Source organism: Aliamphritea ceti (genome assembly GCF_024347215.1).
Classification (GTDB): Bacteria; Pseudomonadota; Gammaproteobacteria; order Pseudomonadales; family Balneatricaceae; genus Amphritea; species Amphritea ceti.
The window spans coordinates 4,375,607-4,391,263 of record NZ_AP025282.1 but is presented as its reverse complement, the minus strand read 5'-3'; the positions used below and the strand labels follow the sequence as shown (position 1 = coordinate 4,391,263).

Genomic DNA, 15,657 nt, shown 5'->3' with positions numbered 1-15,657 from the left:
TTATAATCAGACTGCCAGGCGGCTGACGACTTTATTGGATTGAAGTGTATTTGCTTTAGCTGCTGTATCTATTTTCCCTGCGTCGTTCGCGTTCGTCCCTTTGCCGAAATTCCGGTTATATAGGGCGATGAATTCTGCTGCAACTGAAATGGCTATTTCTGCCGGCAATTTACCTTTTACTTCTGGGATGCCCATTGGGCAGGTCATTTTAGTTAGTTGTTCGGGGGTAAAGCCTTTTGCCGTCAAACGGTGTTCGAATTTTTTACGCTTAGTGGCTGAGCCGATTAAGCCGAAATAGCTGAAGTCATTTCTGGTGAGAATTTTCTCGCTGATTTCCTGATCCAGCTGATGGTTGTGGGTCATGACGATGAAGTAACTGTTAGCCGGCAGTTCTTCGACTTCGTCCACCGGAAATTCGTTAACAATTTTCTCCACACCCTGAGGAATGTGTTCCGGAAAGATGTCTTCCCGGGCATCAATCCACCGGACCCGACAGGGCAGGCTGGCAAGTACCGGGATCAGTGCCTGGCCAACATGTCCGGCACCGAATACGGCTATTTCTTTTACGTCGGTGCCCATAGGTTCGAGTAAAACCGTGGTAGCGCCGCCACAGCACTGACCGAGGCTGGCACCGAGGGAGAAACGCTCCAGACGTGGCTCATGCTGATTGTCTTCCAGCATTTGTCGGGCCAGCTTTATGACTTTATATTCCAGATGGCCGCCGCCAATAGTGTCGAACTGAGCATCAGTGGTGACGACCATTTTTGCACCGGCATTACGGGGTGTGGAACCGCGTTCTTCTATGACGGTAATCAGAATGCCTGCAGTGCCCTGGCTATCCAGTTCGGCGAGGGCGTGAATCCATTTATGACTCATATATATGCTCACTTGCCGGCTGTTTAGAGCTCGACTCTGTGTTGTTTACATTCGCCTGGTATTGATTCTGAGTAGCCTGTACTGACCAGAGCACCCGCTCAGGGGTAGCCGGTGCATCCAGTTTTGGGCTGATGCTGTAGTCAGCCAGGCTGGCAATAGCATCTTTAATGGCACAAAACACTGAGATGCCCAGCATAAATGGCGGTTCACCGACTGCTTTAGAATGGAATACCGTGTCTTCCTGGTTTTTACGGTTTTCCACCAGTTTGACCCTAAAGTCTACCGGTGCGTCCGCGATGGCCGGAATCTTATAGCTGGCTGGTCCAGAGGTCATCAGCCGACCCTGATCATTCCATACCAGTTCTTCAGTGGTTAGCCAACCCGCACCCTGGACGTAAGCACCTTCAACCTGACCGATGTCGATTGCCGGATTCAGGGATGCGCCAACATCATGAAGAATATCTGCCCGCAGGATTTTGTATTCTCCGGTAAGCGTGTCGATAACTACTTCAGTGCAGGCCGCGCCGTATGCGAAGTAATAGAAAGGGCGGCCGCGGGCTTTATCTCTGTCATAGAAAATCTTCGGCGTGCGATAGAAGCCAGTACTCGAGAGCGATATCTGATTGAAATATGCCAGCTGGATAAACTCAGCAAACGGCACCAGCGTATCGCGAATTTGCACCAGATTATTTTTAAAGCTGACATCCTCTTCAGTCACATCATAATGACGTGCAGCAAACTCGACTAACCGTTGCTTGATTGTCTGAGCTGCGTTCTGAGCGGCTTTACCGTTCAGGTCTGCGCCTGATGATGCTGCTGTTGGTGACGTATTCGGCACTTTATCGGTATTCGTCGCACTGATGTGAATGCTGTCGAAATCTACCTGAAATTCTTCCGCGACTATCTGAGCCACTTTAGTGTTCAGGCCCTGACCCATTTCAGTACCACCGTGGTTCAGGTGAATACTGCCGTCGGTATAAATATGAATCAGCGCGCCAGCCTGGTTCAGAAAGGTAGCTGTAAAAGAGATACCGAACTTCACCGGTGTCAGTGCCAGGCCTTTTTTCAGGATCGGGCTGTCAGCGTTGTATTCACGGATCTCTTTACGACGCTGTTGATAATCGCTACTGGTTTCCAAGTCTGCCAGCATTTCCGGTAACTGATTGTCTTCCACCGTTTGGTAATAGTGGGTGACGTTACGGCTTTCTTCGCCATATAAATTCAGCTTGCGGATCTCTAATGGATCTTTACCCAGATTACGGGCGATCTCATCCAGCACTATTTCCGGCATGATCAGGCCTTGTGGCCCACCAAACCCCCGGTAGGCGGTGTTTGATGCTGTATGGGTTTTACAGCGGTAACCGGTGATAGTCGCGTCGCCCAGGTAATAGCCGTTATCGCTGTGGAACATCGCCCGGTCGACAATGGAATTAGACAGGTCAGGAGAATAACCACAGTTACCTGCCAGCTGCATTTCATAGCCCTGGATGCGGCCATTATCATCGTAGCCAACCTGGTACTGGTTAAAGAATGGATGCCGTTTACCGGTCATCAGCATGTCTTCCATGCGAGGCAGGCGCATTTTAGCCGGGCGGCCAGTCAGCTTGGCAATGACTGCAGCTATACAGGCAGGGCCTGCGGCCTGGGTTTCTTTTCCGCCGAAACCACCGCCCATACGGCGCATATCAATCTGTATCTGGTTGAAAGGTACGTTGAGTACTTTAGCAACCAGTTTCTGTACCTCAGTCGGGTTCTGGGTGGAGGTATAAACGATCATGCCGCCATCTTCTGTTGGTATAACAGAAGATACCTGAGTCTCCAGATAAAAGTGCTCCTGGCCGCCTATGTGCACGGAACCTTCGAGTGTGTGCTTAGCTTTACTGAGTGCGGTAGCGGAGTCGCCGCGCTTATGCTGGTGGGGTTCGCTAACGTAGAATTCTTTTTCCAGTGCTTCTTCAACACAAAGCACGGCATCCAGCGTCTCATATTCAACTATCGCTGCCATGGCGGCTTTACGGGCTGTTTCCAGATCGCAGGCACCTACTGCCAGTAATGGCTGGCCATAGAATTCGATAGTGTCTTGCGCCAGTAACGGATCACCGGGAAGTACCGGACCAATATCCAGTTGCCCGGGTACATCGGCTGCGGTAATGGCAATGGTAACCCCGGGAATGTCGTAGCAAGGGCTGACATCAATTTTGGTAATCCGCGCGTGGGCAACGTCAGAAAGACGGGCATATACATGTAGCTGGTTTGGAAACTCCAACCGGTCGTCGATATATATCGCTTCACTGGTCACCTGCTTGGCAGCACTTTCATGTTTAACACTGCGGCCAACACCTGTGGTCAGGTTCTGTTTAGCCTGCTGTAGCATTTCTTCCTGAGAAAGAGTCTGATGATTGTGATTAGACATAAGCAGTTACCCGGGTTTCAACAGCAGGGGATTCAAGTTCAACAAACAGGCGGGTGAGCATGTTTGCAGCGGTGAGCAGGCGGTATTCCTTAGAGGCCCGGAAATCGGAGATAGGCTGGAAATCTTCCAGTAGGGCAGCTTTGGCAAGGCTGATGGTTTGTTTATTCCAGTTGCCACCCTGTAAAACCTGCTCGCACTGTTTGGCGCGCATGGGTATTGCAGCCATGCCGCCAAAAGCAACCCGTGCTTCCGTGATGACATTATTTTCAATTTTCAGGTTAAAGCAGCCGAGCACTGCTGATATATCGTCATCCAGTCGTTTAGATATTTTATAGCTACGGAATTCCTGGTTTTCCTGAGCCCGGGGTACAAGAACTTTTTCGATAAATTCACCCGGTTGCTGCACCGTTACTTTGTAACTTAGGAAATAGTCTTCCAGTGGCAAGGTACGGCTATTATTGCCATGGCGAAGTACGACCTGAGCATTCAGTGCGATTAACGCTGGTGGTGAATCGCCAATCGGAGAGGCATTACCAATGTTGCCGCCCAGCGTGCCCTGGTTACGAATTTGCAGCGAAGCAAAGCGCTGTAGAAGAGCGCCAAAATCCGGATACTCTTCTGTCAGGCTGGTATAGCAGTCGGTTAATGATGCGCCAGCACCCAGTTCAATAAACGCATCGGTTGTAGTTATCTTCTGAAGCTCGGATATTTCGCCCAGATAAATCAATGTGTCTATGTCACGGTGAAACTGGGTAACTTCTAAGGCGAGGTCAGTACCACCTGCCAGCAGTTTTGCCTGAGGGTGTTCTTCTAGCAGAGAAGCAAGTTCGTTAACTGAGCGTGGGTTAAAGGCTTTGCGGCCAGCACCCTGCAGTTCCGTTCTCTGTTCAGTTTGCTGGGCTTCAATGTTTTGTAAACGCTGAATCGTACGGGCCTGGTGCTGATCAAACTGATCAGGCTGTGCAGCCATACTGGCAGCGGCGACCTCGATTGGACGATAACCGGTGCAGCGACAGAGGTTACCCGCCAGTGCCTCATGAATATCATGTTTGCTCGGTTCAGAAGCATTTTTAGAAGCAACATTCTTACCCAATGCAAACATCGACATAACAAAGCCTGGAGTACAGAAACCACACTGCGAGCCGTGGCAGTCGACCATGGCTTGTTGAGCCGGGTGCAATTCACCGGCATGCTTCAGGTCTTCTACCGTAATTAGCTGTTTGCCATTTAAGCCGGAAACGAATGTCAGGCAGGAGTTGATGCTTTTATAGCGCATTCCTTCACCATGCAGCTCACCTAGTACAACGGTACAGGCGCCGCAGTCTCCGGAGGCGCAGCCTTCTTTGGTACCGGTTTTACCCAGCTGTTCGCGCAGGTATTTCAGCACGGTAGTATTTGGATCGAGATTGTCTTCAGACTTTAGCTCGTCGTTAAGCAGGAACTGTATCAAGGCAGGCTCCTCTGTTGTTGTATTTATTATGAGAATGGATTGTATACACTCAATTTAAGTAAAAGCTGACTTCTAAGTCAAGAAACGATGTTTCACATCGTGAACTACGCTGTGCATAACCCTATGTATTAAGTGTAGGAGTCAGGTGAGATCTGTGCCTGAGAGGAATGTGTTATCCCATCAGGTGAGAAGTAGCTTGCTTGAGCGCTATGCCGGGCGAGTGCTAACATGCCTGTTCAAGAATATTCGGATTATCAACAAGCTACGCTTGGAGAGGGCCTGACAGCTGTATGGCAAAGATAAGAGAACGTAACCGGGAACTGATTATCCAGGCGGCCAGTAAAGTGTTTGCTGAGCAGGGCTTTGCTGCTGCAAAAACAGTTGATATTGGCGAATTGGCCGGCGTCCCCAAAGCGAATATTTATTATTACTTTAAGACTAAACAGAATCTTTACAGCAGTGTGCTGGAGAGTGTAATTGAGCCTTTATTGGCCGCGTCTGATCCGTTTTACGAACATGATGATCCGCGTATCGCGCTGACGGAGTATATCCGGGCCAAAGTTAAAATCTCTCAGGAACAGCCTTACGCATCAAAAGTGTTTGCCAGTGAAATTATGCACGGTGCGCCGCATTTACCGGAAGATGTGGCTGAACAAATGCTGCAGCAGACCCGGCAAAGTAGCCAGCGTATTCAGGACTGGATAGACCGTGGCCTGATGGCGCCGGTGGATCCTCAGCATCTGCTTTTTACTATCTGGGCATCGACTCAGACCTATGCCGATTTTGACTGGCAGATCAGCCGGGTAACCGGCAAAGAAACTCTGGAAGAAGAAGACTACAGAGCCGCTGCAGATCTGATTTGTCAGCTGGTTTTGAAGGGCTGTGAAGTAAAGTCGCCTTAAATTCTTACTGCCTGTTATCCGTATTTCTCAATCCTGCTTGCGACTACAAACTGTTATATTTCAGTCATTAAACTGTCATCAGCGGGTTTTAGGCTGATTCACCTTAAAACCACTTATGACAAGTATTAAAGGCCATAACAATGAAAAATCAGGAATCGGATTTCAGCAAAATTGTCGATGCCGGTGTAAGCCGCCGACGTTTTTTGCAGGGTGGTGCCACGGCGATGGGCATGTTCCTTGCGGCTAATCCTGTAGCCCAGGCAGTCGCAGCGACCACTCAGCCAGAAAGTAAGTTGTTGGGTTTTGCGAAAATCGCAACCAGCACCGCTGATACTTTTGAAGTACCGGAAGGCTATGTGGCTCGTCCATTGATCTCATGGGGTGATCCGATCCTGAAAGGCGCACCTGCGTTTAATGAAAACGGCCAGCAGCCAAGCAGTGCTCAGGCTGCACAGTTCGGTGATAATACTGACGGTATGAGTTTCTTCCCATTATCAGAAGACCGTGCTCTGCTGGCTGTTAACAACGAATATACAAACTATAAGCTGTTGTTTGCTCACAAAGGTGAGGCAATGACAGCTGATGACGTCAGGAAAGCTCAGGCGGCGCACGGTGTATCTGTCTTTGAAATCAAACGTACTGCTGATGGTTGGGAATATAACCCTGATTCAGAATATAACCGCCGTATTACTGCCTATACAGAAATGCAGCTGACTGGCCCTGCTGCCGGTCATGGCCTGATGAAAACCAGTGATGATGCTAGCGGCACGAAAGTACTGGGCACCTTTAACAACTGTGCTAATGGCGAAACGCCATGGGGTACTTACCTGACCTGTGAAGAGAACTTTAACGGTTACTTTGCTGCACCGGGAGAAGGCGTTGAGCTGGATCAGCATCAGAAGCGTTATGGCCTGAAAGCTGAAGACCGTGGTTATCAGTGGTATAAGTTTGATGACCGTTTCGACATGACCAAAGAACCTAACGAACCACATCGTCACGGCTGGGTTGTGGAAATTGATCCGATGGATCCGACTTCTACACCGCTTAAGCGTACTGCTTTGGGCCGCATCAAGCATGAAAATGCTGCAGTAACAGTTGCTGATAATGGTCATGTTGTCGTTTACATGGGCGATGATGAGCGCGGTGAACACATCTATAAGTACGTGTCTGAAAACAAGTATCAGCCAGATAACAAAGCAGCTAATCGCAGCCTGTTAGAAGAGGGTACCTTGTATGTTGCCCGCTTTGAATCAGTTGATGGTGACGTAAAAGGTAAAGGCATCTGGCTGGAGCTGACGTATGGCAAGAATGGTCTGGACAGCAGCAATGGCTTTAACAGCCAGGCTGAAGTACTGATTTATGCCCGTGAGGCAGCCTCTGTTGTTGGTGCGACTACAATGGACCGCCCTGAATGGGTAGCAGTACATCCGCAAACTAAAACAGTTTGTTGCACACTGACGAATAACTCCAAGCGCGGTAAAAAGGACAACCAGCCTGTTGGTGGCCCTAATCCACGTGCGGAAAATAAGTATGGTCAGATTGTTCGCTGGCGTGAAGCGGGATCTGATAACACTGCGACTACATTTGACTGGGATCTGTTTCTGGTGGCCGGTAACCCAACTATCCATAAAGACTTTTATGCGGGTTCTGCCAACATCAATGATGAGAACATGTTCAACAGCCCAGACGGCTTAGGTTTTGATGATGCCGGCCGTTTGTGGATTATGACTGACGGAAAGTACTCTAATGAAGGCTCTTATAAAGGTATGGGTAACAACCAGGTGTTGGTTGCTGATCCTGAAACCGGAGAAGTACGTCGTTTTGCAACAGGCCCGATAGCATCTGAGCTGACCGGTCTGGCTTTTAGCCCTGATCAGCGTACGGTTTTCATTGGTGTGCAACACCCAGGCGAAAAGGACAAGCCTTCACACTTCCCTGCAGGCGGTGACAGCAAACCACGTTCAACTATCATGGTTGTGCAGCGTAAAGATGGCGGCATTATTGCGGCGTAAGTTGCGGCTTAATTTTCTTAGCGGAAAGAAAAAGCCAGCTGTTAACAGCTGGCTTTTTTGTTTTACAGTGCAGCTAGTTTTTGGGCTAACTGTTTCTGACGATGGATCAGGTCGTTCAGATCTAAGCCGTTGATATTCCCGTCGGTTACACGCCACTGGCCTGCAACCATTACCTGGTCGGCCTGTTGCGCGCCGCAGAGAACCAGAGCGGCTAACGGATCACCGGCACCGGCAAAGCGCAGTTCGTCCAGCTTATACAGGCCTATATCTGCCTGCTTGCCTACTTCCAGCTTGCCAATATCGTCACGGCCTAAGCATCGTGCCGAGCCTTCAGTCGCCCAACTGATAGCTTTCTGGTGAGTTATTTCAGCAGCCGGATAACGCAGTCGTTGTAACAGAAATGCCTGACGGACTTCCTGAATCATGTTGGAACCATCATTGGATGCAGAACCGTCGACACCCAGCCCTACCGGACTGCCTGCTGCTTCCAGCTCAAGCGTACGGCATTGCCCTGATGCCAGCAGCATGTTGGATGACGGGCAATGGCAGATACCTGTGCCGGCAGCACCCAGTCGGGCGATTTCAGTATCATTAAAGTGAATACCGTGAGCCAGCCAGACCCGGTCGGTCAGCCAGCCAACTTTCTCCAGATAATCCACCGGACGAAGGCCAAACATCTGGATACAGAAGTCCGTTTCGTCGTGAGTTTCCGCTAAATGCGTATGCAGGCGTACATTGTGTTTGGCCGCCATTGCTGCGCTTGCGCGCATAAGATCTTCACTAACAGAAAAAGGTGAGCAGGGGGCCAGCGCGACCCGGCTCATAGCGCCTGCTTCTGGCTGATGATACTGCTGAATCAAGCGTTCGCTGTCTGCCAGAATGGCATTTTCTGTTTGCACTGTACTTTGTGGTGGCAGACCGCCGTCATCTTCACCCAGGCTCATAGACCCTCGGGTAAGGTGCACACGAACCCCCAATTTAGCTGCTTGAGCCATTTGAATATCAATGGCATTTTCAAGCCCTTCCGGGAACAGGTAATGGTGATCGCTGGCGGTAGTGCAGCCAGACAATAACAGCTCAGCCAGTGCAACCTGGGTGGAAATCTCGATCATCTCTTCGCCGAGCTTGGCCCACACCGGATATAGGCTTTTCAGCCAGCTGAATAATGATTTATTTAGCGCAGCAGGAAAAGCACGGGTCAATGTCTGGTAGAAGTGATGATGGGCGTTAATCAGACCGGGCAGCATAACATGCTGACTGGCATCGAAAATTTTGTCGACGGGAGTAGCTGGTTGGCCACCGGCTGGAATAAGCTCAGTAATGGTTGTTCCCTGAACGACAATGCCGCCAGCGGAGGCTGAGTCGAGAGTGGCCAGAGGATTTTTTATCCAGATTCTTGAGGCGTTAGACAAAGTATTCTCCTTAGAAGTTTGTCTCACAATTACATGTGAATAGCGCCTGAAATTTTGATGTGGCAGGGATTGGGCGTGTGTGACTGCCATAACGGTGTTGTAAGTAGATCTTGTGTTGCTTGAATGTCCGTCCGGTTATGTATGTGAGTATGTGATTTTATACAAAAATCCCGCCGCTTTGTGGATAAAACAGCGGGACATTGGTGAAAATCTTTACCTGATTTGTTTTAAAGTGCTGCTTTTATTCAGCTAAATGCGGGTCTCAGGCGGTCTTATCATCAGTTGTCAGATTCTCCGCTGATTGCTCTTCAGTGACATCATCAGATTCTCTCAGTGGTAAAATGAAGTTAAGCAAGATGGCGGAAAGCGCCCCGATTGTGAGCGGTGAACCTATGATGTTTTTCAAATCTTTAGGCATTGCCGACAGCACTTCCGGTACTGAGGCTACGCCTAGCCCAAGACCGATTGAAATTGCTGTAATCAGCATGTTGCGACGGTTGAGACCTGCTTCCGCAATGATTTTTACGCCGGCCATTGCAACGGTACCGAACATAATCAGTGTGGCACCGCCAAGCACAGGTTTAGGCATTTGCTGTAAAACACCGCCGATAACCGGAAATAAACCGAGAATCACCAGAATAGCGGCAATGAATACTGCGACATGGCGGCTGGCAACCCCTGTTAACTGAATAACACCGTTATTCTGACTGAAAGTCGTCATTGGCAGGCTGTTGAGTGTGGAAGCAATTGCTGAATTTACACCGTCAGCCAGTACACCGGCTTTAATGCGGCGAATATAGACTGGTCCTTTTACCGGCTGTTTAGAAACCATGCTGTTGGCGGTAAGGTCACCGGTAGTTTCCAGAGCGGTAATCAGGTAGATAATAGCGATAGGTAAAAATGCTGCAAAATCGAAACTGAAACCATACTTAAATGGCACAGGAATAGCGATCAGTGAGAGATCGATGAGGCCGCTGAAGTCTACTTTACCCATGGACCATGCGACCACAAAACCGACGGTCAGGCCAATGATTACGGCGCTTAAACGCAACATATGTATCTGAAAGCGATTAAAGATCACGATAGTAATCAGTACTAACCCTGCCAGAGCTAGGTTAACCGGAGCGCCTAAATCCGGCGCACCGAAACCGCCCGCGATATCTGTCATAGAGACTTTAATCAGTGACAGGCCTATAAGCGTAATAATGGTACCGGTTACGACTGGCGTAATGATGCGTTTCAGTTTCTCAATAAAACGGCTGAGGAATATTTCGACAAAAGCCGCAAGAAAGCAGACGCCAAAAATGGTCGATAGAATCTCATCCGGTCCGCCACCGTTACCTTTAACGATAAAGCCTGCGGCTAAAATTGAACTGAGAAAGGCAAAGCTGGTGCCCTGAACGCATAACAAACCAGAGCCGATAGGTCCTATGCGTCGTGCCTGAATGAAGGTACCTATACCGGATACGATCAACGCCATGCTTACCAGGTAAGGCACTTCACTGCCTAAGCCAAGTACGCCACCAACGATCAGGGTAGGGGTAATGATACCGATGAAACTCGCCAGCACGTGTTGCAGTGCTGCAAATGTGGAAACGGAAAAGCTGGGTTTATCATCCAGTCCAAAGACCAGATCGCTGTGTGCAGCGTCGTCTTGGTTTGCCATGTTATGCACCTGTATTTTTTATTGTTGTATTCCATGTCTAATCTGCCAGGTGAGGCACATTAGTTAAGGCTAAGATAAACCTTGTGGAAAATAGTGTCTACAATATAAATTTCAGATTGTGCACATTTTTAGCAATGTATTGTCTTTTTGTGCGTGTTCTTGTTTCTGGTCTTATCCTGCTTATTGCTTTTAATTGAATGAATTAGCGCGTCTTTACTTTGTATACCCTGTTAATAAGATTTCTTATTTCATAAAAATTTGGATTTAAAAGAGTCTGAGACGAACAAAGCCCGGCTATTGCCGGGCTGTCGCTGAAGTCAGAATTTGTTTCTGATTACTGGGGCCACTGCATTTCGCCCATTCTAACTTTCGTGCTGATATCCAGACCTACGTCCTGAGGAAAGTCTGGGTAGAGCCTGATCATGCGTTCACGCAGGTCCGCTGCATCTTTTGCCTGTTTAGCTTGCGCTTCGAAGTTGAGAACATAGTCCCGGGTGAAGTCTACAGAACGGGTATTCAGGCGGGGTGTTGCCAGATAATGGCCAGGTACAACGGTTTTTGGTTGCAGTGCTTTGATATTTTCCAGCGTTTGCAGCCATTTCTGGCGAGATTCTTCGGTCTGATTGTCTGCCATCCAAACATGCTGATTCTCGTACACGATAACGCCACCGGTGACGGTCTTAGCTGATGGTACCCAAACGAAGGTGTGCTTTGGATCGTTACCGTTCAGGCCGATGACCTTAATTTCCTGACCGTCTACTGTCAGGGTATCACCGGGTAACTGTTCCGGCAGGATCAGTTCAGATGGTGCATTATCTTTGAGGATTGGCCCCCAATAGGCCAGTTTTGGTTTCATACTGGCGGCAATATACGCGTGAGTTGTTGGGCTTGCGTAGACTTTTACTTCCGGAAAATTTGCACGAATAACATCCAGGCCGAAGTAGTAATCCGGATCACCGTGGCTGATGTATACCGCTTTCAGGGTTTTCCCGCCGGCTTGAAGCATATCAACTAACTTTTGCGCATCATTTTTCTGGAATTGAGCGTCGATAAGAATTGCTTCACTAGGGCCGCTGATGATGCTGGAACTGGCTGGGAAAATAGCAGTTTCTTTCGGATTGTATACGTCGACAGTGAGTGCAGCAGATGGGGTTGCAGTGTTTGAAGCACAACCGCTAAGGCCGGCAATACCGAGTACAGTTGCACCCAGTACCGCCAGCATGCGACGGCGGCTGAATGTAGCTTTGCTTGAAGCTTTCATGTAGTTCTCCAGATTTATAGCGTCAGATTTTAATTAAGCTTATATTTCCTATATCGATTGGAATACGGGTTTAATCGGCAGTAATTGTTGCTTATATCGAACGAATATTTTTAGGCCAAGGTTGTCTTAACTGCTTTAGGGGAGGCTTAATATGGACCGAATAACCGCTGCGCAAGTGTTTGTCACTATTGTTGAACAAGGCACTATGGCTGCTGCTGGAGAACGGCTGGATATGTCCCGGTCGATGATTACCCGTTATCTGAGCGAAATGGAAAATTGGGCAGGTAGTCGCTTGCTACACCGTTCTACCCGGCGCTTAAGCCTGACGTCCGCGGGCGAAACGGCACTGCAGCATTGCAGGCAGTTACTGGATATTGCTGACTATTTACCTGCGCTGAGTGACGCTGATCTGAGTGGACCACAAGGGCTGCTGCGTATCAGTTGTTCACAGTATCTGGCACAGGATGTTCTGGCGCCGCTGATCAAACAGTATTTACGAGATTATCCACAGACGTCTGTGGATTTTCATATAAGTGGCCAGGTAATCGATTTAGTCGCTGAACGCATTGATCTGGCGATACGTATCAGTCAGGAGATAGATCCGAATCTTATCGCCCGCCCGTTGGGTGTATGCCGCTCGGTAATATGTGCGACGCCGGAATATTTGGAAGCACATGGCACTCCAGTGCGCTTGCAGGAATTGTCACAACATAATTGTCTGACGTACTCCTATTTTGGTAACAGCCTCTGGTCATTTAACCGGGATGGAGAGCCCAGCGCTGTCGCTGTCCGCGGCAACTTTACTGCGAATGACTCTATGGTGGTATTGGGAGCAACACTTAACAGTGTCGGAATTGCGATGCAGCCGCGTCACTCAGTTATCGAGCATATTCGCAGTGGACAGTTGGTACAGCTGTTGCCGGACTATGAGCCTCAGACACTGAATATTTATGGTGTGTACCATTCCCGTAAAAAACAGCCAGCAGCATTGAGGGTAATGCTGGACAAACTGGTGGAGTATTTTGCACAAGTGGATGACTGATTCGGACCTGTGTGTCGGCCTGATGCAAAATCTTGCTTTAACTGGTCTGGATGACATTCCAGGCTGGTGCTGATAGCTATGGCTTCTGGTGATTAAGCTCAACTGTTAGGAACTGTTAAGTTCGCAGAATAAAAGCTTAAGGGCAGATTATGAATACAGAGGAAAATCCATCACAAAAGGAATTACCTTGTCCGTGTTGTGGTGAAGAGGTGACGTGCAGTGCAGGATTTCAAAATGGTTATGGTACTTATTATTTCATAAAGTGTAGTTGTGGTTTATCGATCAATGGTCAGTTTGAGGAAGATGTTTTACGTCGCTGGAACACGCGGAAGACGGCGATTTAACAGATAGTGTTTTAACCGCTATGTTAGTTAAATACGGCAGAGTTGTCTGCCGTATCATGCAATAACGTAATTAAATTATCAGGCGTTTTCAGGCGCGGTTTTATCAGTAGTTACTTTGGTCCGACGGGATAATGGTAATTGCGATAACAACACACCTGCCAGCATGAGCGCACAACCGGTAAACTGTCGGGTATCCAGATGTTCATTTAGCCATAGCCACCCTCCCAGAGCCGCAAAGACCGCCTCCAGACTCATGATGATAGCCGCGTGAGATGCCGGGGCAGAACGTTGCCCGACGACTTGCAAAGTATGACCAATTCCGACGGTTAAAACACCAGCGAATAATAAGGGTTGCCAGGCGGCTAACAAATTACCTGTACTAAAGTTTGCCGATTCGAAACTGATTGCCAGTACTGTACACAGCAGGCCACAGAAAATGAACTGTAGCAGAGAGAGCATCAGGTTATTCAACTGACGGGCCAGTTTAGCAATTAGTAATACGTGCCCAGCCCAGAAGGCTGCACCTGCCAGTACCAGGGCGTCACCGGGATTGATACTGAAGTTTTCCCCGATGCTGAGTAAATAAAGACCTGTGACAGCCAGTCCGGCACCCAGCCAGGTATTAATGCCGGTTTTTTGCGCAAGAACAAGGCCAAAAACAGGCACGAAAACGATATACATACTGGTAATGAAGCCGGCATTACCTGCAGTTGTATATTGCAGACCTGCTTGCTGCAGAGATGCTCCCATAAACAATATAAAGCCGGCTGCAATACTGCCTTTCAGCATAGCGGGCCAATTGGGAATTGAAGCCTTATGCCAAAACAGACAAACCGGAATCAGTACCAGTGCGCCAAGTAAAAAGCGTCCGGCGTTAAAACCGAATGGTCCCAAATATTCCAGTCCCATACTTTGTGCTACCAGGGAGAATCCCCAGACAGCTGCAACCAGTAACAGAATCAGATCAGCCGTATATTTATTGTTTTGCATGGTCCGTGCCTCTTGCACAAAAGGCTACAAATTACCTGTAGAGACCAGCAGTGAAAAATCAAAGATCTCATAGGGTATTAGCTGGACTCACTGCCGGGTTTAGTAAGTGTATGAGGCTCAGGCTACGAACTGCCTGCGTTGCAGATTAGGCGTATGTTGCAGTTTGGAAGTAGAGCCGAAATCCCAGGGATTTGTAATGATTGTGCTGGCATACGGCTTTCTTTATGATCCGGGAAGGGCGTTCAGGCAGTAGTATAAAACGTGCCTCTAATTATAAAAATAAACAAGAATCCTGTGACGAATCTGTGTATTCAGATAGTTGACGGTAGTCATGCCAAAAATATGATTATTGGTTGAAAAGTCATAGGCTTCGGGGTTTCTGAGGAAACCTTCTGGCAAAGTTTGAAGGGTGAGAAGCTATGCTACTACCGTTTAAGTCCCTGTTAGTTTTTGAAGCGGTAACTCGCAACAAGAGCTTTACTAAGGCTGCCGAAGAACTGAATGTCACTCAGTCGGCAATTAGTCATCAGATCCGCAACCTGGAAGATTATTTTAATACCAAGTTGCTTGACCGTTCCGGGGTTGGTATTGCACTGACTGAGGAAGGTGAGATTCTGTATAAAGATTTATCTGCATCTATGGCGCTGCTACGGCGCGGTGTGGGCAGTTTAAAAGCGAATTTGGCGTTAACACCTATCGGTATTTCGGTACGCTCGCATTTCGCACTGAAATGGCTGTCGTCGCGATTACGTGCAGCGGATTTTAGTTATGATTTTCGTTTTTTTCACAGTAATGATTCCGCGGATTTTTCTAACGCAGATGTTCATGTATCTATCGAATGGCTGCACGTGGCGGAGGTACCGGTTAATGCTCGTCTGATTGTTTCAGGAAACCTGACGCCGGCATGCCATCCTTCATTACTGGAAGGCATCGATGATCCTGCTGATCCAAAATTACTTCAGCGCTTTGCGTTATTGCATGAAGCAGATGTCACCAGTTGGCAAGAATGGTTGCAGTTAGCCGGAGTGGACGGTTTATCCCCTTTACGTAATGAGTATTACAGTGATACCAATGTGCGTCAGCAAGCGGCAATTGAGAAGCAGGGCTTCGCGCTGGTGTGTCCGGAGCTAATTGCGGATGATGTTGCCGAAGGTAAGCTTGTTTGCCCGTTTCAGCAAAGTTTGGACAGTTATTCTTACTATCTGATTGTGCCGGATGATCGGTTGAATATTGCCAAGGTGAGGGATTTTGTGCATTGGCTTAGCCATGTAATGTAACGACAAAGGGCT

The 15,657-nt window shown here is 48.5% G+C and carries 12 protein-coding genes; 5 read left to right on the top strand and 7 right to left on the bottom strand.

Features of this window, described 5'->3' with window-relative positions:
* Nucleotides 1–6: 6 nt before the first annotated feature.
* From xdhC to xdhA, 3 genes are read right to left on the bottom strand one after another with little or no spacing between them, the layout of a single operon-like run.
* Entirely contained in the window at nt 7–876 is an 870-nt protein-coding gene (gene xdhC, locus OCU49_RS19895; protein WP_261842290.1) for a xanthine dehydrogenase accessory protein XdhC, read from the bottom strand.
* Nucleotides 866–3,289 (bottom strand): xanthine dehydrogenase molybdopterin binding subunit, encoded by a 2,424-nt coding sequence (xdhB, locus tag OCU49_RS19890; RefSeq protein WP_261842289.1) that lies wholly within the window; start codon nt 3,287–3,289, stop codon nt 866–868. The genes xdhC and xdhB overlap by 11 nt, the downstream gene beginning before the upstream one ends.
* On the bottom strand, nt 3,282–4,739 hold the full coding sequence (gene xdhA / locus OCU49_RS19885; RefSeq protein WP_261842288.1) for a xanthine dehydrogenase small subunit: 1,458 nt from the start codon (nt 4,737–4,739) through the stop codon (nt 3,282–3,284). The genes xdhB and xdhA overlap by 8 nt, the downstream gene beginning before the upstream one ends.
* Before the next feature lie 290 nt (nt 4,740–5,029).
* Between xdhA and OCU49_RS19880 the strand changes: the two genes are divergently transcribed.
* Nucleotides 5,030–5,641 (top strand): TetR/AcrR family transcriptional regulator, encoded by a 612-nt coding sequence (locus OCU49_RS19880; RefSeq protein WP_261842287.1) that lies wholly within the window; start codon nt 5,030–5,032, stop codon nt 5,639–5,641.
* A gap of 140 nt (nt 5,642–5,781) precedes the next feature.
* Nucleotides 5,782–7,653 carry a PhoX family protein gene (locus tag OCU49_RS19875; protein ID WP_261842286.1) on the top strand — a complete coding sequence of 624 codons (1,872 nt, stop codon included), beginning with the start codon at nt 5,782–5,784 and terminating at the stop codon, nt 7,651–7,653.
* Nucleotides 7,654–7,715: 62 nt separating this feature from the next.
* Here the strand turns inward: OCU49_RS19875 and OCU49_RS19870 are convergent, their stop codons facing one another.
* From OCU49_RS19870 to OCU49_RS19860, 3 genes are all read right to left on the bottom strand, one after another.
* On the bottom strand, nt 7,716–9,065 hold the full coding sequence (locus tag OCU49_RS19870) for an 8-oxoguanine deaminase (RefSeq protein ID WP_261842285.1): 1,350 nt from the start codon (nt 9,063–9,065) through the stop codon (nt 7,716–7,718).
* A 262-nt stretch (nt 9,066–9,327) separates the two neighbouring features.
* Nucleotides 9,328–10,731, bottom strand: a complete 1,404-nt coding sequence (locus OCU49_RS19865) for a nucleobase:cation symporter-2 family protein (RefSeq protein WP_261842284.1) — start codon at nt 10,729–10,731, stop codon at nt 9,328–9,330.
* A gap of 334 nt (nt 10,732–11,065) precedes the next feature.
* On the bottom strand, nt 11,066–11,992 hold the full coding sequence (locus OCU49_RS19860; RefSeq protein ID WP_261842283.1) for an MBL fold metallo-hydrolase: 927 nt from the start codon (nt 11,990–11,992) through the stop codon (nt 11,066–11,068).
* A gap of 151 nt (nt 11,993–12,143) precedes the next feature.
* Between OCU49_RS19860 and OCU49_RS19855 the strand changes: the two genes are divergently transcribed.
* Entirely contained in the window at nt 12,144–13,034 is an 891-nt protein-coding gene (locus tag OCU49_RS19855; protein WP_261842282.1) for a LysR family transcriptional regulator, read from the top strand.
* A gap of 149 nt (nt 13,035–13,183) precedes the next feature.
* Entirely contained in the window at nt 13,184–13,378 is a 195-nt protein-coding gene (locus tag OCU49_RS19850) for a hypothetical protein (protein WP_261842281.1), read from the top strand.
* 78 nt (nt 13,379–13,456) lie between these two features.
* On the opposite strand, the gene OCU49_RS19845 is transcribed toward OCU49_RS19850, so the two are convergent.
* Nucleotides 13,457–14,368, bottom strand: coding sequence for a DMT family transporter (locus OCU49_RS19845; RefSeq protein ID WP_261842280.1), 912 nt, complete (start codon nt 14,366–14,368; stop codon nt 13,457–13,459).
* Between the two features lie 419 nt (nt 14,369–14,787).
* Between OCU49_RS19845 and OCU49_RS19840 the strand changes: the two genes are divergently transcribed.
* Nucleotides 14,788–15,645 carry a LysR family transcriptional regulator gene (locus tag OCU49_RS19840; protein WP_261842279.1) on the top strand — a complete coding sequence of 286 codons (858 nt, stop codon included), beginning with the start codon at nt 14,788–14,790 and terminating at the stop codon, nt 15,643–15,645.
* The last annotated feature ends 12 nt before the right edge of the window (nt 15,646–15,657 follow it).

Excerpts from the sequence above, each read along its gene's own strand:
- xdhC (WP_261842290.1), bottom strand. The coding sequence starts at position 876 with ATGAGTCATAAATGGATTCACGCCCTCGCCGAACTGGATAGCCAGGGC.
- OCU49_RS19880 (WP_261842287.1), top strand. The coding sequence starts at position 5,030 with ATGGCAAAGATAAGAGAACGTAACCGGGAACTGATTATCCAGGCGGCC.
- OCU49_RS19845 (WP_261842280.1), bottom strand. The coding sequence starts at position 14,368 with ATGCAAAACAATAAATATACGGCTGATCTGATTCTGTTACTGGTTGCA.
- OCU49_RS19860 (WP_261842283.1), bottom strand. The coding sequence starts at position 11,992 with ATGAAAGCTTCAAGCAAAGCTACATTCAGCCGCCGTCGCATGCTGGCG.
- OCU49_RS19855 (WP_261842282.1), top strand. The coding sequence starts at position 12,144 with ATGGACCGAATAACCGCTGCGCAAGTGTTTGTCACTATTGTTGAACAA.
- OCU49_RS19850 (WP_261842281.1), top strand. The coding sequence starts at position 13,184 with ATGAATACAGAGGAAAATCCATCACAAAAGGAATTACCTTGTCCGTGT.
- xdhB (WP_261842289.1), bottom strand. The coding sequence starts at position 3,289 with ATGTCTAATCACAATCATCAGACTCTTTCTCAGGAAGAAATGCTACAG.
- OCU49_RS19875 (WP_261842286.1), top strand. The coding sequence starts at position 5,782 with ATGAAAAATCAGGAATCGGATTTCAGCAAAATTGTCGATGCCGGTGTA.
- OCU49_RS19840 (WP_261842279.1), top strand. The coding sequence starts at position 14,788 with ATGCTACTACCGTTTAAGTCCCTGTTAGTTTTTGAAGCGGTAACTCGC.
- OCU49_RS19865 (WP_261842284.1), bottom strand. The coding sequence starts at position 10,731 with ATGGCAAACCAAGACGACGCTGCACACAGCGATCTGGTCTTTGGACTG.